16 protein-coding genes are annotated in these 18,338 nt (G+C 69.8%); 15 read left to right on the forward strand and 1 reads right to left on the reverse strand.

The window, feature by feature from the left end; genetic code table 11:
• Positions 1-42 precede the first annotated feature (42 nt).
• Entirely contained in the window at positions 43-1,023 is a 981-nt protein-coding gene (locus AC3WXD_RS19585; protein ID WP_020200483.1) for a delta(1)-pyrroline-2-carboxylate reductase family protein, read from the forward strand.
• Between the two features lie 288 nt (positions 1,024-1,311).
• On the forward strand, positions 1,312-2,040 hold the full coding sequence (locus AC3WXD_RS19590; RefSeq protein ID WP_020200482.1) for an OmpW/AlkL family protein: 729 nt from the start codon (positions 1,312-1,314) through the stop codon (positions 2,038-2,040).
• An 85-nt stretch (positions 2,041-2,125) separates the two neighbouring features.
• On the opposite strand, the gene AC3WXD_RS19595 is transcribed toward AC3WXD_RS19590, so the two are convergent.
• On the reverse strand, positions 2,126-2,320 hold the full coding sequence (locus AC3WXD_RS19595; protein ID WP_059410931.1) for a heavy-metal-associated domain-containing protein: 195 nt from the start codon (positions 2,318-2,320) through the stop codon (positions 2,126-2,128).
• Positions 2,321-2,582: 262 nt separating this feature from the next.
• Here AC3WXD_RS19595 and AC3WXD_RS19600 point away from each other — a divergent pair, with 262 nt between their 5' ends.
• The 13 genes from AC3WXD_RS19600 to AC3WXD_RS19660 all read left to right on the forward strand — a co-directional run bounded on the left by AC3WXD_RS19600 (position 2,583) and on the right by AC3WXD_RS19660 (position 18,332).
• A complete protein-coding gene (locus AC3WXD_RS19600; RefSeq protein WP_492324488.1) occupies positions 2,583-5,030 on the forward strand; it encodes a heavy metal translocating P-type ATPase in 2,448 nt (815 codons plus the stop codon).
• Complete coding sequence (cueR, locus tag AC3WXD_RS19605) at positions 5,027-5,533, forward strand: Cu(I)-responsive transcriptional regulator (protein ID WP_492324489.1); 507 nt, start codon at positions 5,027-5,029, stop codon at positions 5,531-5,533. Before AC3WXD_RS19600 ends, cueR begins: the two co-directional genes overlap by 4 nt.
• A 65-nt stretch (positions 5,534-5,598) precedes the next feature.
• Positions 5,599-6,585 carry an alpha/beta hydrolase gene (locus tag AC3WXD_RS19610; protein WP_492324490.1) on the forward strand — a complete coding sequence of 329 codons (987 nt, stop codon included), beginning with the start codon at positions 5,599-5,601 and terminating at the stop codon, positions 6,583-6,585.
• A gap of 117 nt (positions 6,586-6,702) precedes the next feature.
• Positions 6,703-8,415 carry a GMC family oxidoreductase gene (locus AC3WXD_RS19615; protein WP_492324491.1) on the forward strand — a complete coding sequence of 571 codons (1,713 nt, stop codon included), beginning with the start codon at positions 6,703-6,705 and terminating at the stop codon, positions 8,413-8,415.
• A gap of 381 nt (positions 8,416-8,796) precedes the next feature.
• Positions 8,797-9,573 (forward strand): ABC transporter ATP-binding protein, encoded by a 777-nt coding sequence (locus AC3WXD_RS19620; protein ID WP_020200476.1) that lies wholly within the window; start codon positions 8,797-8,799, stop codon positions 9,571-9,573.
• Positions 9,574-9,582: 9 nt separating this feature from the next.
• A complete protein-coding gene (locus tag AC3WXD_RS19625) occupies positions 9,583-10,320 on the forward strand; it encodes an ABC transporter ATP-binding protein (RefSeq protein ID WP_020200475.1) in 738 nt (245 codons plus the stop codon).
• 91 nt (positions 10,321-10,411) lie between these two features.
• Positions 10,412-11,620: an ABC transporter substrate-binding protein gene (locus AC3WXD_RS19630; RefSeq protein WP_020200474.1), complete on the forward strand. Its 1,209-nt coding sequence runs from the start codon at positions 10,412-10,414 to the stop codon at positions 11,618-11,620.
• A gap of 132 nt (positions 11,621-11,752) precedes the next feature.
• Complete coding sequence (locus AC3WXD_RS19635; RefSeq protein ID WP_020200473.1) at positions 11,753-12,637, forward strand: branched-chain amino acid ABC transporter permease; 885 nt, start codon at positions 11,753-11,755, stop codon at positions 12,635-12,637.
• Positions 12,637-13,671 (forward strand): branched-chain amino acid ABC transporter permease, encoded by a 1,035-nt coding sequence (locus tag AC3WXD_RS19640; protein WP_059410927.1) that lies wholly within the window; start codon positions 12,637-12,639, stop codon positions 13,669-13,671. Before AC3WXD_RS19635 ends, AC3WXD_RS19640 begins: the two co-directional genes overlap by 1 nt.
• 396 nt (positions 13,672-14,067) lie before the next feature.
• A complete protein-coding gene (locus AC3WXD_RS19645) occupies positions 14,068-14,625 on the forward strand; it encodes a hypothetical protein (RefSeq protein WP_492324492.1) in 558 nt (185 codons plus the stop codon).
• Between the two features lie 111 nt (positions 14,626-14,736).
• Positions 14,737-15,495 carry a sulfite exporter TauE/SafE family protein gene (locus AC3WXD_RS19650; RefSeq protein WP_020200470.1) on the forward strand — a complete coding sequence of 253 codons (759 nt, stop codon included), beginning with the start codon at positions 14,737-14,739 and terminating at the stop codon, positions 15,493-15,495.
• 420 nt (positions 15,496-15,915) lie between these two features.
• On the forward strand, positions 15,916-17,067 hold the full coding sequence (locus AC3WXD_RS19655; protein WP_492324493.1) for an ABC transporter substrate-binding protein: 1,152 nt from the start codon (positions 15,916-15,918) through the stop codon (positions 17,065-17,067).
• Between the two features lie 212 nt (positions 17,068-17,279).
• Positions 17,280-18,332: a branched-chain amino acid ABC transporter permease gene (locus tag AC3WXD_RS19660; protein ID WP_492324494.1), complete on the forward strand. Its 1,053-nt coding sequence runs from the start codon at positions 17,280-17,282 to the stop codon at positions 18,330-18,332.
• Positions 18,333-18,338 lie beyond the last annotated feature (6 nt).

Here is an 18,338-nt window from a genome sequence, read left to right on the forward strand (position 1 = left end):
CGGATAATCCCGCATCGCAAACCGCTTCCGGAGCCACCCGCCGTGTCCCTCGCCCCGCTCGACGCCGACCAGACCGCCGCCCGCCTGCCGTACCCGGAACTGGCGCGCGCCATCGCCGACATGCTGGCCGAGCTGCGCGCCGGCACCGCCACGGCGCCGCCGCGCATCGCCCTGCCGGTGGGCGACGCCGGGGGCGGCGCGGGCACGCTGCTGGTGATGCCGGCCTGCAACCGCGAGCTGGTGATGACCAAGAACATCACCGTGCACCCGGACAACCCGCGCCGCGGCCTGCCCAGCATCCTCGGCGAAGTGGTGGTGGCCGACGCCCACACCGGCCGGCGGCTGGCGCTGCTGGACGGGCCCACCGTGACCGGGCGGCGCACCGCGGCGGTCTCGCTGCTGGCCGCGCAGCGGTTCGCGCCGCGCCCGGACGGCGAGCTGCTGATCGTCGGCGCCGGGGTGCAGGCGCTGACCCATCTCGAAGCTTTCATCGCCGGGCTGGCGCCGCGCCGCGTGTGGCTGCATTCGCGCACCGCCGCCAAGGCCGGGGCGCTGGCCGCGCACGCGCGCGCGCTCGGCACCGAGGCGCAGGCGGTGGACGACGTGCGCGCGGTACTGCCGCGGGTGTCGATGGTGGTCACGGTGACTTCCAGCCTGGCGCCGGTGCTGCCCGACCTCGACAGCGGCCTGTGGCGCGACGACCACTTCATCGCCGCGGTGGGCGCCTTCCGCCCCGAGATGTGCGAGCTGCCGCCGGCGCTGTGCCGGGCCGCGTCGGCCAGCGGCCGGCTGCTGGCCGACACCCTGTTCGGCATCGAGGACGAGGCCGGCGACCTGCTGCAGGCCGGCATCGACTGGGCCACCGTGCAGCCGTTCGAGCAGGCCATCCTCGCGGCCGACGCGCTGCGCGCGCGCGGCGGCAGCCCGCTGGTGTTCAAGAGCGTGGGCTACGCCTTGTGGGACCTGGCGGCCTGCGTGCTGGCCAGCGCCGCGCTTGCGCCGGGCGCGGCGGGTGCCGCCTGAGGCATCCCGAAGCGGCGGCCGGCGGGCGCCCGCCGCCGCCGCGCCCGCCTGAATTCCCTTGTCCCCAGTAGGCCTTTACCGCGGAGTAGGTTTCGCGGCGGGCAGGCGTCGCAAATTCGGTACAGTTTTCGCGCGGTTTTCTGGCGTACTCCCCATTTTCTTAGTGGTTAACCCGCTCTTTAGGGGCCTCGCTCTATGAAAGCGTTGCACGTTTGAAACAGGCGGCACACCCCAGACGGGATAATGCACCCCTCAACTCGAGGAAGAGAGAAACGACAAGGAGCAGGCATGACCCATAAAAAGATCCTGGTGGCCAGCGTTGCCATGCTGATCGCAGGCGCCGCGCAGGCGCAGAGCGCCGGCAGCAACGTCGTCAGCCTGGGCTGGTTCCGGCTGATGCCGAACAGCTCGGCGGACCCGCTCACCGTGGACAGCATCAACGGCTTCCCGGTCGGCGTGCCCAAGGCCGGCACGGGTGCCGAGGTCAAGACGGCGGACACGGTGGGCATCTCGCTGGAGCACTATTTCACCGACAACATCGGCGTCGAGTTCGTGGTCGGCCTCCCGCCCAAGCATGACGTCGCGGGCGAGGGCGCCTTCGCCAAGTACGGCATGCTGGGCAACGTGAAGCAGTGGAGCCCGGCGATGCTGGTGAAGTACCATTTCCTGGAAGCCAAGTCCCGGTTCCGCCCGTATGTCGGCATCGGCGTGAACTACACGTGGTTTACCGACGAAACCATCAGCAACCAGACCTTCGTGAAATCCGAGTTCGGCCCGGGCGCGACCATGACGGCCAGCGCCAAGAGCTCGTGGAACCCGGTGTTCAACGTCGGCGCCAACTACGCCGTGACCGACAACTGGTTCGTCGGCCTCTCGGTGTCCTACCTGCCGCTGTCGACCACCGCCAGCTTCACGGCGCGCAACGCCGGCGCGGGCGCCAACCAGACCGTGCAGTCGCATACCAAGATCAAGATCGACCCGGTGGTGACGTTCCTGAGCGTGGGCTACCGCTTCTGAGCGCACGCCGCGCCACGCAAAAGGGCTTCCGTTTCCGGAAGCCCTTTTTTCTTCGCGGGGCGGGCGCAGGCGCGCGGTGCGCGCTTCAGCCCTTGACCGGATAACCGGCTTCCTCGATGGCCGCGCGCAGCGCCTCGGTGCTGGCCGTGGCTTCCACGGTCACGGCCTGCGCGGGGATGTCGGCCGAGACCTTGGCGGCCGGGTCGACGGCCTGCACGGCGCGGGTGATGGCGCCCACGCAGTGGCCGCACGACATGCCTTCAACCTGGAACTGGATCATCTGGGTTCTCCTGTTGGAACGGAAACGGGCGTAAACAAAAGCGCAATCGCCGGAGCGTACCAACCGCTGCGCGCGGCGGCCGGCCCTGCGATACGGTGTGAAGTGTGCACCTTCCCACTGTGGGAAGCGCAAGCGCTTTTCCGGCGAAACGCCGGGTGCGGCAAAGTGACCTGGGCATGGCTTGATTCCGGCCTTGACCTTCCCAACATGGTAAGGTCCATGATGCGCTTGTCGTCACCGTGGAATCCTCTCCCTTCAAGCCATGTCCGCTTCATCCCAGACTCTTCCCCTGTCCGGCGCGCCGGATGCCGAATGGCGCCTGCCCATCGGCGGCATGACCTGCGCCTCGTGCGTGCGGCGCGTCGAGAACGCGCTGGCCAAGGTGCCCGGCGTGCGCCAGGTCGCCGTGAATCTCGCCACCGAGGAAGCCACGCTGCAGGCCGACAGCGCCGCCGTGCTGCCGGCCGCGGCGGCGGCGGTGAAGGCCGCCGGCTACGAAGTGCCGTACCAGGCCGTCGAGCTGTCGATCAGCGACATGACCTGCGCGTCCTGCGTGGCGCGCGTGGAGCGCGCGCTCAAGGCCGTGCCGGGCGTGGTCGACGCCCAGGTCAACCTGGCGACCGAGCGCGCGGCCGTGACCGTGCCGCGCGGCGCGGTGGACGCCGCCGCGCTGGTCGCCGCGGTGGCGCGCGCCGGTTATGGCGCAGTGCCGGTGAGCGAGGAGCAGCCGGCGGGCGCGGCGCCGCGCGAGAGCTTCTGGTCCGGGCCGTGGCCGGTGGCGCTCGCGGCCGCGTTGTCGCTGCCGCTGGTGGCGCCGATGGTGGCCGGGTGGTTCGGCGTGCACTGGATGCTGCCGGCGTGGGTGCAGTGGCTGCTGGCCACGCCGGTGCAGTTCGTGTTCGGCTGGCGCTTCTACAAGGCGGGCTGGAAGGCCGCGCGCGCCGGCGCCGGCAACATGGACCTGCTGGTCGCGCTCGGCACCTCGGCGGCCTACGGCCTGTCGCTGTGGCTGATGTGGCGCGGCGCGGACGGCATGCCGCACCTGTATTTCGAGAGCGCGGCGGTGGTCATCACGCTGGTGCGCCTGGGCAAGTGGATGGAGACGCGCGCCAAGCGCCAGACCGCGGAGGCGATCCGCGCGCTGGCGGCGCTGCGCCCGGACAGCGCCATCGTGCGCCGCGCCGGCGTGGAGGCCACGGTGCCGCTGGCGTCGGTGCGGGTGGGCGACGAGATCGTGGTGCTGCCGGGCGCGCGCGTGCCGGTGGACGCCGAAGTGATCGAGGGCACCAGCCACGCCGACGAATCGATGCTCACCGGCGAGAGCCTGCCGGTGCCCAAGGCGCCCGGCGACCGCCTCACCGGCGGCGCCATCAACTACGAAGGCCGGCTGGTGGCGCGCACCGTGGCGGTGGGCGCGGAAACGGTGCTGGCGCGCATCATCCGCATGGTGGAGCACGCGCAGGCGGCCAAGGCGCCGATCCAGCGCATGGTCGACAGCGTCAGCGCGGTGTTCGTGCCGGTGGTGCTGGGCATCGCGCTGCTCACGCTGCTGGGCTGGGGCGTGCTCGGCGGCGACTGGGAAGCGGCGCTGCTCAACGCGGTGGCGGTGCTGGTGATCGCCTGCCCGTGCGCGCTGGGGCTGGCCACGCCGACCGCCATCATGGCCGGCACCGGCGCCGGCGCGCGCGCCGGCATCCTGATCAAGGACGCCGAGGCGCTCGAAGTGGCACACCGCGTCAAGGTGGTGGCCTTCGACAAGACCGGCACGCTCACGGTCGGCAAGCCGGAAGTGGTGGCGCTGGCGGTGCCGGAGGGCGCGGGCGAAGGCGAGGCACTGCGCGTGCTGGCGCTGCTGGCCGCGCTGCAGGCCGGCAGCGAGCATCCGCTCGCGCACGCGGTGTTGGCCGCGGCACGCGCGCGCGGCGTGACGGCGCCGGCCGCCGCCGAGGTGCGCGCGCTGCCGGGCGTGGGCCTGGCCGGCACGGTCGGGGGCATGGCGCTGCAGCTCGGCAGCGAGCGGCTGCGCGCCTCGCTGGGCGCGGCGGCGGGTACGCTGCAGGCGCGCGCGCAGGCGCTGCAGGACGAGGGCCGCACGGTGTCGTGGCTGATCGATGTCGGCGTGGCCGGCGCGCCGCGCGTGCTGGGGCTGGTGGCCTTCGGCGACGCCATCAAGCCCGGCGCGCGCCGGGCCATCGAGCGGCTGCGCGCGGCCGGCGTGCGCACCGTGATGCTGTCGGGCGACAACCGCGGCGCCGCCGCGCGCGTGGCCGAGGCGCTCGGCATCGACGAAGTGCAGGCCGAGGTGCTGCCCGCCGACAAGGCCGAGCGCGTGCTGGCGCTCAAGGCCGGCGGCGCGGTGGTGGCGATGGTCGGCGACGGCATCAACGACGCGCCGGCGCTGGCCGCGGCCGACGTGGGCATCGCCATGTCGACCGGCACCGACGTGGCCATGCATGCCGCCGGCATCACGCTGATGCGCGGCGACCCGGCGCTGGTGGCCGACGCGCTGGGCATCTCGCACCGCACCGTGCGCAAGATCCGCGAGAACCTGTTCTGGGCCTTCTTCTACAATGTGATCGGCATCCCGCTGGCGGCGGCCGGCCTGCTCAACCCGGTGGTGGCGGGCGCGGCGATGGCGTTCTCCAGCGTGAGCGTGGTCGGCAACGCGCTGCTGCTGCGGCGCTGGAAACCGGCGGGAGAACAAGCATGAATATCGGCGATGCGGCACAGGCCTCGGGCGTGTCCGCCAAGATGATCCGGCACTACGAAGCGATCGGCCTGGTGGCGCCGCCGCCGCGCAGCGAGGGCGGCTACCGCCGCTACGACGAGCGCGCGGTGCACACCTTGCGCTTCGTGCGGCGGGCCCGTAATCTCGGGTTCTCGCTGGACGAGATCCGCGGCCTGCTGTCGCTGTGGCACGACCGCGCGCGCGCCAGCGCCGACGTCAAGGCGCTGACCCTGCGCCACGTGGCGGACCTGGAGCAGCGCATCGCCGAGCTGGCCGCCATGCGCGACACGCTGCGCCAACTGGCCGAGGCGTGCAGCGGCGACCACCGGCCGGATTGCCCGATCCTGGCCGACATGGCGCGGCTCGGCGACGGCGAAGTCGACGGAAAAGCGGGCAGAGAAGCGGACAGAGACGCGGATGGCGGCGGCGATGGCGATGGCGACATGGCGCTGCCATCCTGCCACCGCCACGGCGCGGCGGCCTAGCCGCGCCCCGGCACAGGCGCGCCGGCGGGCGCAACGCGAGCGGAACGGATATGGAGACCAACCGGATGGACCAACCGAGTACCGCTGTCCCCGCTGTCCCCGCTGTCCCCGCCGAGCCCGGCGGCGCGCCGCGGCCCGCGCCGGGCGCGGGTGGGTACGCCGGCCCGGATGAGGACCAGGGCGCGCCCGCGCGGCCGCTGGTGCCCGCCGAGAGCCGCCAGCGCATGCGCGACGGCACCGAGCTGCTGCTGCGCACCTGGCAGCCCGATCCCGCCCTGTTCCCCGAAGCCACCGGCTCGCTGCTGCTGGTGCACGGCCTGGCCGAGCACTGCGGGCGCTACCAGCACGTGGCCGAATTGCTGTGCGGCCTGGGCCTGCGCGTGCGCGCCTACGACCAGCGCGGCCACGGCGCCAGCGGCGGCGCGCGCATGGTGGCGCCGCATCCCGACATCTACGTCGAAGACCTTGCCGAGATCCATGACGCCGCCGTGGGCCAATGGCAGGAACTGCCGTTCCTGCTGGGCCACAGCATGGGCGGGCTGGTGGCGGCGCGCTTCGCCACCGCGCGCGTGCGGCCGGTGCGCGCGCTGGTGCTGTCGTCGCCGGCGCTGGCGCTGCGCCTGTCCGGCGCGATGCTGATGCTGCACCGCGTGCTGCTGACGCTGGCGCCGAACCTGCGCGTGCCCAATCCGATCGAGGCGCGCTACCTGTCGCACGACGCGGCGGTGGTGGCGCAGTACCGCGCCGACCCGCTGGTGCAGGGCACCATCAGCGCCGGCGTGCTGGAGACCTTCGTGCGCGGCATGGCGCAGGCGCAGGCCGACGCGCCGCTGCTCGAAGCCCCCGCGCTGCTGCTGGTGGCCGGCGCCGACCGCATCGTCGACGCGGCCGGCAGCCGCCGCTTCTTCGACGCCGCGCCGCCGGACCTGCGCGAGATGCGCTGGTTCGACGGCGGCTACCATGAGATCTTCAACGAAGCGCAGCCGCTGCGCGGCGAGGTGTTCGCCGCGCTGGCCGGCTGGCTGCGCCAGCACCTGCAACCGCAGGCATGACCGCGGGCGCGTGAACCATCGCGCGCCACGACGGCCCAAGACCGGCAGGCCGCGCCCCGGCGCAGGCCCATCTTCAACCATTGCAACCGCGGCGCAAGGCCAGATAAAGACAAAAGCATGGAGACTTACGACTACATCATCGTCGGCGCGGGATCGGCCGGCTGCGTGCTGGCCAACCGCCTGACCCAGGACCCCGACGTGAGCGTGCTGCTGCTCGAGGCGGGCGGGCGCGACGACTATCACTGGATTCACATCCCGGTGGGCTACCTGTACTGCATCGGCAACCCGCGCACCGACTGGATGTACCGCACCACCGCGCAGGCCGGGCTCAACGGCCGCGCGCTCGGTTATCCGCGCGGGCGCGTGCTGGGCGGCTCGTCGTCGATCAACGGCATGATCTACATGCGCGGCCAGCGCGAGGACTACGACGACTGGGCGCGCCTGACCGGCGACGACGGCTGGCGCTGGGACAACGTGCTGCCGCTGTTCAAGCGCAGCGAGGACCATCACCGCGGCGCCAGCGCGTTCCACGGCGCCGGCGGCGAGTGGCGCGTGGAGGGCCAGCGGCTGCGCTGGGACATCCTGGAGCGCTTCATCGACGCGGCCGGGCAGGCCGGCATTCCGCGCACCGACGACTTCAACCGCGGCGACAACTTCGGCGTGGGCTACTTCGAGGTCAACCAGCGCCGCGGCATCCGCTGGAACACCGCCAAGGCCTTCCTGCGGCGCGCGGCCGAGCGGCCCAACCTGACCATCATCACCGGCGCGCAGGTCAGCGCGCTGAACTTCGACGCCCGCCGCTGCAGCGGCGTGGCCTATCTGGGCGGCGGCGCCGCGCATGCGGCCGCGGCGCGCGAGGAAGTCATCCTCGCGGCCGGCGCGGTCAATTCGCCGCAGCTGCTGGAGCTGTCCGGCATCGGCCAGCCCGAGCGCCTGGGCGCGCTCGGCATCGCGGTGCGCCATGCGCTGCCGGGCGTGGGCGAGAACCTGCAGGACCACCTGCAGCTGCGCACCGTGGTCAAGGTGGAGGGCGTGCGCACGCTCAACACGCGCGCGGCAAGCTGGTGGGGCAAGCTCGGCATCGGCCTGCAGTACGCGATCAACCAGAGCGGGCCGATGAGCATGGCGCCGTCGCAGCTGGGCGCGTTCGCGCGCTCGGACGCCACGCAGGCGCGCGCCAACCTGGAGTACCACGTGCAGCCGCTGTCGCTCGACAAGTTCGGCGATCCGCTGCACCGCTTCAACGCGTTCACCGCGAGCGTGTGCAATCTGCGCCCGACCTCGCGCGGCAGCGTGCACATCGGCGACGCCGATTTCCGCAAGGCGCCGCTGATCGAGCCCAACTACCTCGCCACCGAAGAAGACCGCAAGGTGGCCGCGGACTCGCTGCGGCTGACGCGGCGCATCGTGGCCGCGCCGGCGCTGGCGCCGTACAAGCCGCAGGAATGGCTGCCGGGCCCGGCCTTCGAGACCGACGCGCAGCTGGCGCAGGCCGCCGGCGAGATCGGCACCACCATCTTCCACCCGGTCGGCACCTGCCGCATGGGGCGCGCGGACGATCCGGACGCGGTGGTGGACCAGCGCCTGCGCGTGATCGGCGTCGACGGGCTGCGCGTGGTGGATGCGTCGGTGATGCCGCTGATCACGTCGGGCAACACCAACTCGCCGACCATCATGATCGCCGAGCGCGCCAGCGACATGATCCGCGAGGACCGCCGCCGGCGCATCGGCGGCACGGCGGTGACGGGCGCGGCTGCTGCCGGCACCGTTGCCGCGGCCGGCGTGCCCGACGCGCTCCATGCGAAGGGCGGCGCGGCGGCACGGACCTGAGCCCCGGACCTGACTGCCGGACCTGACATCTGGTTCATGTTTCATGATCAGTGCAAACCCGGATGTTTTGCGACGCAGCAGACGCACACAATAGACGCCCAGATGCCGTGCAGCAGCGCTCACATTGGCGCGCCCTACCCAGGGCGCGTCGCGCGTTGAAGGCCCGGCGCACGGCGCGGGTGCATGACCGCATCGGCGGCAACAAAAAAAGACAAGCGGCGCATAAGCGGCAGACAAGCCGCAGCAAGCCGCGACAGCCACGGGGAGCGCGACTGGATTGGCGTGACTCGTGCGGTGGTGGCGCAAACAGCGCCACGGTTCTGACCATTTGGCGGTGCCGACCAGAAGCCGGCGCCGCGACAAGAGGGCGGGCAGGAGACCATGAGCGAGCAAGACACGATCCTCGAGACGCGGAACCTCACGAAGGAATTCAAGGGGTTCACCGCGGTGAGCGACGTCAACCTGAAGGTGCGGCGCGGCTCCATCCATGCCTTGATCGGCCCCAACGGCGCCGGCAAGACGACATGCTTCAACCTGCTGACGAAGTTCCTCGAGCCGACCACGGGGACCATTCTCTTCAACGGCATCGACATCACGCGCGAAGCGCCCGCGCAGATCGCGCGGCGCGGCGTGATCCGCTCGTTCCAGATCTCGGCGGTGTTCCCGCACCTGACGGTGCTGGAGAACGTGCGCATCGGCCTGCAGCGCCAGCTCGGCACGTCCTACCATTTCTGGCGCAGCGAGCGCACGCTCGACGTGCTCAACGAGCGCAGCATGGACCTGCTCGAGCAGGTCGGCCTGGCCGACGCCGCGCAGATCGTCACCGTCAACCTGCCGTACGGCCGCAAGCGCGCGCTCGAGATCGCCACCACGCTGGCGATGGAGCCGGAGCTGATGCTGCTGGACGAGCCCACGCAGGGCATGGGCCACGAGGACGTGGCGCGCGTCACCGAGCTGATCCGCCAGGTGGCGGCCGGGCGCACCATCCTGATGGTCGAGCACAACATGAACGTGGTGTCGTCGATCGCCGACAAGATCACCGTATTGCAGCGCGGCGCGATTCTCGCCGAGGGGCCCTACGCGGAGGTGTCGAAGGACCCGCGCGTGATGGAAGCCTACATGGGCACCGTCGAGGCCGAGCTGCAGGGCGCGCACTGAGGAATCCGCATGAGCACAACATCGGCGACGCCCGCACTCGAAATCAAGGACCTGCACGCCTGGTACGGCGAATCGCACATCCTGCACGGCGTGGACCTGACCGTGAACCGCGGCGAGGTGGTCACGCTGCTGGGCCGCAACGGCGCCGGTCGCACCACCACGCTGCGCGCCATCATGGGCCTGACCGGCCAGCGCAAGGGCTCGATCCGCGTCAACGGCACCGAGACCATCGGCATGCCCACGCACAAGATCGCGCATTGCGGCATCGGCTACTGCCCGGAGGAGCGCGGCATCTTCGCCAGCCTGTCGTGCGAGGAGAACCTGATGCTGCCGCCGCTGCTCAAGGGCAAGGGCGGCGGCAATGGCGGCGCCGGCATGAGCGAGGCCGAGATCTACGAGATGTTCCCCAACCTCAAGGAGCGCCGCCAGAGCCAGGGCACGCGCCTGTCGGGCGGCGAGCAGCAGATGCTGGCGGTGGGGCGCATCCTGCGCACCGGCGCCAACCTGCTGCTGCTCGACGAGATATCCGAGGGCCTCGCGCCGGTGATCGTGCAGGCGCTGGCGCGCATGATCCTGATGCTCAAGAAGAAGGGCTACACGGTGGTGATGGTGGAGCAGAACTTCCGCTTCGCCGCGCCGCTGGCCGACCGCTTTTACGTGATGGAGCACGGCACCATCGTCGAGCGTTTCGCCGCGGCGGAACTGCAGGCCAAGATGCCGGTGCTCAACGAGCTGCTCGGGGTCTGATGCGGCGCGCGCCGCGCGCGGGCATCGCGGGCATTTGTTTCAGGGCAGGAACGGGTGGCGACAAGTGCCGCCGAAACTAAGGAGACAGGTAATGAAAATGACTCGGCTGGCGGCTGCTCTGGCGGCCATCGTAACGGGCGTGGCAACGGGCTCGGCCTCGGCACAGGTTTCGGGCGATACGGTCAAGATCGGCTACATCACCGACATGTCGGGCCTGTATGCCGACATCGACGGCCCGGCCGGCCTCGAAGCCATCAAGATGGCGATCGAGGACGCGGGCGGCAAGGCGCTGGGCAAGCCGATCGAGCTGGTCTCGGCCGATCACCAGAACAAGGCCGACATCGCCGCCTCGAAGGCGCGCGAATGGATGGACCAGCAGGGCCTGGACATGCTGCTCGGCGGCACCAACTCCGCCACCGGCCTGGCGATGGCCAAGGTGGCGGCGGAGAAGAAGAAGGTCTACTTCAACATCGGCGCCGGCTCGGCGCGCCTGACCAACGAGGAGTGCTCGCCGTACACGGTGCACTACGCATACGACACGGTGGCGCTGGCCAAGGGCACCGGCAGCGCGGTGGTCAAGCAGGGCGGCAAGTCGTGGTTCTTCCTGACCGCCGACTACGCGTTCGGTCACTCGCTCGAGCAGGACACCGCGGCGGTGGTGAAGGCCAACGGCGGCACCGTGGTGGGCCAGGTGCGCCATCCGCTCAACGCATCCGACTTCTCCTCGTTCCTGCTGCAGGCGCAGTCGTCCAAGGCGCAGATCCTGGGCCTGGCCAATGCCGGCGGCGACACCATCAACGCGATCAAGGCGGCCAAGGAATTCGGCATCACCAAGTCGATGAAGATCGCCGGGCTGCTGATGTTCATCAACGACGTGCACAGCCTGGGGCTGAAGAACACCGAAGGCCTGCTGATGACCGACAGCTGGTACTGGGACATGAACGACGAGACGCGCAAGTTCGCCACGCGTTTCTTCGGCAAGACCAAGAAGATGCCGAGCAGCCTGCAGGCCGCCGACTACTCCGCCATCCGCACCTACCTGAGGGCGGTGGAGACGGCCAAGACGGACGATCCGGACAAGGTCATGGCCGAGCTGAAGAAGGCCAAGATCGACGACTTCTACACCAAGGGCTACATCCGCCAGGACGGCCGCGCCATCCACGACATGTACCTGATGCAGGTGAAGTCGCCGGCGGAGTCGAAGAAGCCGTGGGACTACCTGAAGGTGGCCGCCACCATCCCGGGCGACCAGGCCTTCACCACGGTGGCGGAATCGAAGTGCGCGCTGCTGAAGAAGTGAGCGCCTGAGCTGCGAGTGCTGTCCCCGCCGCGGCGGCCCGGGTTGCGGGCGCCGCGGCTTCGCTTCATCTGACTGCGCCCGCGCGGGAGGCCATCGCGCCTCCCGGCCGGCGCGCGAACGGTAACGCCCGCGATGGACATCTTCGGTATTCCCTTGCCCGCCATGCTGTCCCAGTTGCTGCTGGGGCTGGTCAACGGTGCTTTCTACGCGATGCTGAGCCTTGGCCTGGCGGTGATCTTCGGCCTGCTCAACGTCATCAATTTCGCCCACGGGGCGCTGTTCATGCTGGGCGCGGTGCTGGCCTGGATGGGCATGAACTACTTCGAGCTCAACTACTGGGTGATGCTGGTGCTGTCGCCGCTGGTGGTGGCGCTGCTCGGGGTGGTGATCGAGCGCACCATGCTGCGCTGGATCTACAAGCTCGACCACATCTACGGCCTGCTGCTCACGCTGGGCATCACGCTAGTGATCGAAGGCATCTTCCGCTCGATCTACGGCGTGTCCGGCCTGCCGTACTCGACGCCGGAACTGCTCTCCGGCGCCACCGACCTCGGCTTCATGATCCTGCCCAACTACCGCGCCTGGGTGGTGGTGGCGTCGCTGGCGGTGTGCTTCGCCACGTGGTTCCTGATCGAGAAGACCAAGCTCGGCGCCTACCTGCGCGCCGGCACCGAAAACCCCAAGCTGGTGGAGGCGTTCGGCGTCAACGTGCCGCTGATGGTGACGCTGACCTACGGCTTCGGCGTGGCGCTGGCGGCGTTCGCGGGCGTGCTGGCCGCGCCGGTGATCCAGATCTCGCCGCTGATGGGGCAGAACCTGATCATCATCGTGTTCGCCGTGGTGGTGATCGGCGGCATGGGCTCGATCATGGGCTCGATCCTCACCGGCCTGGGGCTGGGCGTGATCGAGGGGCTGACCAAGGTGTTCTACCCCGAAGCGTCGTCCACGGTGGTGTTCTTCATCATGGTGATCGTGCTGATGCTGCGCCCGGCCGGGCTGTTCGGGAGGGAGAAGTGATGAGCCAGACATCGGGCGCGGCCGCGGCCGCCGGGCAGACAAGACAGGGGCGGGGCGTGCAGAAGAAACTGTGGCTGGGGTATGGATTGCTGCTGGTGGCGCTGCTGGTGGCGCCGATGGCCGGGGCGTATCCGGTGTTCGTGCTCAAGGTGCTGTGCTTCGCGCTGTTCGCGTGCGCGTTCAACCTGCTGATCGGCTACACCGGGCTGCTGTCGTTCGGGCACGCGGCCTTCTTCGGCGGCGCCGCCTACATGGCCGGCCATGCCATGAAGGTGTGGGGCGTGACGCCGGAGGTGGGGCTGGTGCTGGGCACGCTGACCGGCGCGGTGATCGGCTACGTGGTGGGCTGGATCGCGATCCGCCGCCAGGGCATCTATTTCTCCATGATCACGCTGGCGCTGGCGCAGATGCTGTTCTTCTTCTGCCTGCAGGTGCCCTACACCGGCGGCGAGGACGGCCTGCAGGGCATTCCGCGCGGCAAGCTGTTCGGCGTGCTGCCGCTGGACAGCGACCTGACGCTGTACTACGTGGCGCTGCTGATCATCGTGCTGGCCTTCGCGCTGATCGTGCGCACCGTGCATTCGCCGTTCGGGCAGATCCTCAAGGCGATCAAGGAGAACGAGCCGCGCACCATCTCGCTGGGCTACGGCACCGACCGCTTCAAGCTGATGGTGTTCGTGCTGTCGGCGGCGCTGTCCGGGCTGGCCGGCTCGATCAAGGCGCTGGTGCTGGGCTTCGCCACGCTGACCGACGTGCACTGGTCGATGTCGGGCTCGGTGATCCTGATGACGCTGGTGGGCGGCCTGGGCACGCTGTCGGGCCCGCTGGTGGGCGCCTTCGTGGTGGTGGCGCTGGAGAACAAGCTCGGCGACATCGGCAATTTCCTGGCCTCGGCCACCGGCATCGAGTGGTTCGGCTCGCTGGGCGAGTCGGTGACGATGGTCACCGGCGTGATCTTCGTGATCTGCGTGCTGACCTTCCGGCGCGGCATCATGGGTGAGCTGCTGGCCCGCTTGGGCAGGGCCCGCGAGTGATCACGGGGAGACATGCCCGATTTTGGGGCTAGGGTTTCTTCTAGCTTGTCCAAAACGCACCGCTTCGTTACATTGCATATACGGTTTTCGCAGGTTAGATGGAGGCGGAAGCGAGGAGACGACAGGCGCGCGGTCACTAGGCTGCAGTGTCAATATAAGACGAGGGCGTTGCCGGGTGATCCCTGGCAACGCCTTTTTTCATGTCCGCGCGCACCGCTTTCGTGCCCGCTTTTGGTGCGCCGGAGCGCGCCATGCAGAATCTGCATAAGGACGGCCAGGGCCACATGAGACAATCCGTCTCCACCTTCCGTGCCCGCCATGTCTTCCGATTCTTCCCCTTTGCCGCCTCATGCGTCTCATGCATCTCATGAGCGGCAGGATGCGCCTGTTCCGTCGATGCCCGCCGTATCGCCCCGCGTGCGCCTCGCGGTTGCGGCCGATGCCGGGCGGCTGGACGCCTGGCTCCAGGCCGCGCAGCCGTTGCCAGTGGCCGCCGCGCGCGCGCGGCAGGCGCTGGTGGAGGGCTTGCTGGCGCGGCCCGAGCGCGGCGCCTGCGTAGTGGCCGAGGCTGCGGCCGAAGGTGCTGCCGACACGGTGGCTTCCGATGTGGCCGCGGCGGGCGAGGGCGGGGCGGCGCTGCTGGGCTGCCTGCCGGCCACGCTGGTGCCGCATCTCGGCCTTGGCGGCCTGGCGGCGTTCGCCGCGGAATGGTGGATGCCGCGGGCAGCCGGAGACGATGCCGAATCCGCTACACAATTCGCCGCGCGGGATGCGGCGCTGCTGCTGGCCTGCTGCGGCCTGCTGGCCGACTGGTGCCGGGCGCACGGCGTGCGCCACCTGCTGCTCGCGCCCGCGCTGCTGACGGCGCCGCAGGCGGCGGCCGCGGGTTTCGGGCCACATGCGGGCGGCTTGTGGCATCGCGGCCTGGCGCCGGCGCACAAGCATCTTGGCTGAGGCGGCGCCATCGGCGCGCCGTTTTCCGCGGCCGTCGCCATCGTCGCCATCACCGCTTCCGCTTTCGCCTTCGCCTTCCTCCTTCATCCCTTCTCCGTTTCCCGAGCGTTCATGGAATTCGCGTTTCTCGCTGTCGCCGCCTTTCTTGCCGGCCTGATCGATGCTGTCGCCGGCGGCGGCGGGCTGGTGCAGATCCCGGCCCTGTTCTCGGCCTATCCCGGCATGCCGCCGGCCACGCTGATCGGCACCAACAAGATCGCTTCGCTCTCGGGCACCGCCAACGCGGCGGTGCGCTACGGGCGCAGCGTGCGCATCTACTGGGGCGCGACCCTGCCGGCGATGCTGTCGGCGTTCGCCTTCTCGATGGCGGGCGCCTATGCGCTGACGCTGATTCCGGCCGGACCGCTGCGCAAGTCGCTGCCGTTCGTGCTGGTGATCCTGCTGGTCTACACGGTGGCCAAGAAAAACCTGGGCACCGAGCACGCGCCCACGCTCTCGGGCGGCCGGGAGCGCGCGGCGGCACTGCTGGCCGGCGCGGCGATCGGCTTCTACGACGGCGTGTTCGGTCCCGGCACCGGCAGCTTCCTGATGATCGTGTTCGTGCGCGTGTTCGGCTACGACTTCCTGCACGCCTCGGCCTCGACCAAGGTGGTCAACCTCGCCACCAACCTCGCGGCCCTGCTGCTGCTGGCGGCCAAGGGGCACGTGTGGTGGCAGCTCGGCCTGGTGATGGCGGTGGCCAACGTGGCGGGCAGCCAGGTGGGCAGCCGGCTGGCGCTCAAGCACGGCAGCGGCTTCGTGCGGCGCGTGTTCATCGTGGTGGTGGCGGCGCTGATCGTGAAGACCGCGTGGGATGCGTTCGGGCATTGAGCGCGGCATCTGCGCGGCGGCGCGCGGTGTGTCGCGCGGGCGGCGCTCCGGGTTAATCCTGCTTTGCGCGTCATATCGCTGTTGCTAGACTCGCTACGCATTCCCGACCGTGCGGTCGGCGAATCAGCGGCATCGGCGGCATCAGTGGCAACGTGCCGACGGGGTGGACGCGCAGGACGGGAGATAGGCGGTGCGCGGCGGACGGGTTCGGCGCGCGCCGGGCAGCAGGCAGGCGCCGGCGTTGCGCCTGGACACGGGTCCGCGAGGACGCCGGAACAAGACCAAGGCCAAGACAGGCAGGCACAAGGGCAGGCAGGAGAGCAGGCACGAGATCGGGCCCAAGAAGACCAGACCGGGGCATCCGACCGGCCGCAAGCCGGCGCGGATGCCCTTTTCGTTTGCCGCAACGGAGGAGACACGATGACATTCAAGCGCGCCAGCCTGCTGGCTTTCGCCGCCGCCGCCCTGTGCGCGGGCACCGCCAGCGCACAGGTCAAGGTAGGGGTGACGGTTTCGGCCACGGGCCCCGCGGCTTCGCTGGGCATCCCCGAGAAGAACACCATCTCGCTGCTGCCGAAGGAGATCGCCGGCAAGAAGATCGAGTACATCGTGCTCGACGACGCTTCCGACACCACCACCGCGGTCAAGAACACGCGCAAGCTGATCAGCGAGGACAAGGTCGACGTGGTGATCGGCTCCACCGTCACGCCGAACTCGCTGGCGATGGTCGACGTGGCGGCCGAGAACGAGACGCCGATGATCACGCTGGCCGCCTCGGCGCGCATCATCGAACCGATGGACGCCAAGCGCGCATGGGTCTTCAAGACGCCGCAGAACGACTCGCACATGGCGACCGCCATCGCCGAGCACATGACTGACCACAACGTGAAGACGGTGGCGTTCATCGGCTTCGCGGACGCCTACGGCGACAGTTGGGCGCAGGAGTTCGCCAAGGTCGGCGAGATGCGCAAGATCAAGGTGGTGGCCAACGAGCGCTTCGCGCGCACCGACACCTCGGTCACGGGCCAGGTGCTGAAGATGATGGCCGCCAACCCGGACGCGGTGCTGATCGCCGGCTCGGGCACGCCCGCCGCGCTGCCGGCCAAGGCGCTCAAGGAGCGCGGCTGGAAGGGCAGGATCTACCAGACGCACGGCGTGGCCAACGCGGACTTCCTGCGCGTCTGCGCCAAGGATTGCGAAGGCACCTTCCTGCCGGCCGGCCCGCTGCTGGTGGCCGAGCAACTGCCCGACGGCAACCCGGTGAAGAAGCCCGCGCTGGCCTACAAGACGGCCTACGAGAAAGCCTTCGGCGGACAGGTCTCCACGTTCGGCGGCCATGCCTGGGACGCGGGCCTGCTGCTGCAGCGCGCGATCCCGGAAGCGCTGAAGAAGGGCCAGCCCGGCACCAGGGAATTCCGCAAGGGACTGCGCGACGCGATCGAGCAGACCAGGGAGCTGCCGATCTCGCACGGCATCATGAACATGACGGCGAACGACCATCTCGGCCTCGACCAGCGCGCGCGCGTGATGGTGCTGATCGCCGACGGCAAGTGGAAGCTGCAGACCAAGTAGGCCGGCTTCGGGGCTGAAGCCAGGGCAGGGCGCATGGTCAGCCATGCGCCCTTTTTGTTTGTCTCGCCGTGCTGTCGCGGCGGCTCGTGCCGCGCAAGCTAGGGTTGGTCGGGATTTGCGCTATGCGTAACTTGTTTACTATTTCGTAATCCGTAATGCCAGCCCGCCGGCGCCCCCGCCGGCCGGGCATATCAAACAAATACGGGGAGACAATGGACCTCTCGATTGCCGCCATCCTGGCGCAGGACGGGATCACCTCGGGTGCCATCTACGCGCTGCTGGCGCTGGCTCTGGTGCTGGTGTTCTCGGTGACGCGCGTCATCTTCATTCCGCAAGGGGAGTTCGTCGCCTACGGCGCGCTCACGCTGGCGGCGATCCAGGCCGGCCACGCGCCGCAGAGCAGCTGGCTGCTGCTGGGCATGGGCGCGCTGACCTTCGTCTACGACACCGCGACGGTGCTGCGCAACGCCGAACTGCGCCGCACCGCGGGCACGCGGCTGGCGGTGCTGGCGGGCAAGTACCTCGCGTTTCCGCTCGCGGTGCACCTGCTGGCGCAGCAATACGGCGCGCAGACGATGCCGATGGCCGCGCAGATCGCGCTCACGCTGCTGATCGTGATTCCGCTGGGGCCGATGCTGTACCGCCTGGCCTACCAGCCGCTGGCCGAGGCCAGCACGCTGGTGCTGCTGATCGTCTCGGTCGGCGTGCACTTCGCGCTGGTGGGGCTGGGGCTGGTGATGTTCGGCGCGGAGGGCTCGCGCACCACGGCGTTCTCCGAGGCGCGCTTCGAGGTGGGCAGCCTGACAGTGTCGGGGCAGAGCCTGTGGGTGGTGGGCGTGTCGGGCCTGCTGATCGCCGCGCTGTACTTTTACTTCGAGCGCACGCTCACCGGCAAGGCGCTGCGCGCCACCGCCGTCAACCGGCTCGGCGCGCGCCTGGTGGGCATCGGCACCACGCAGGCCGGGCGCCTGTCGTTCACGCTGGCCGCGGCGATGGGCGCGCTGTGCGGCATCCTGATCGCGCCGCTGACCACGGTCTATTACGAGTCCGGTTTCCTGATCGGCCTCAAGGGCTTCGTCGGCGCCATCGTCGGCGGGCTGGTGAGCTATCCGGTGGCGGCCGCGGGCGCCGTCCTCGTCGGGCTGCTCGAATCGTATTCGTCCTTCTGGGCCAGCGCGTTCAAGGAGGTCATCGTGTTCACCCTGATCCTGCCCGTGCTGCTGTGGCGCTCGCTCAACGGCAAGCACGTGGAAGACGAGGAATAAGGAGCA

The sequence above is a fragment of the Cupriavidus sp. FW216-B1 genome, assembly GCF_058789195.1.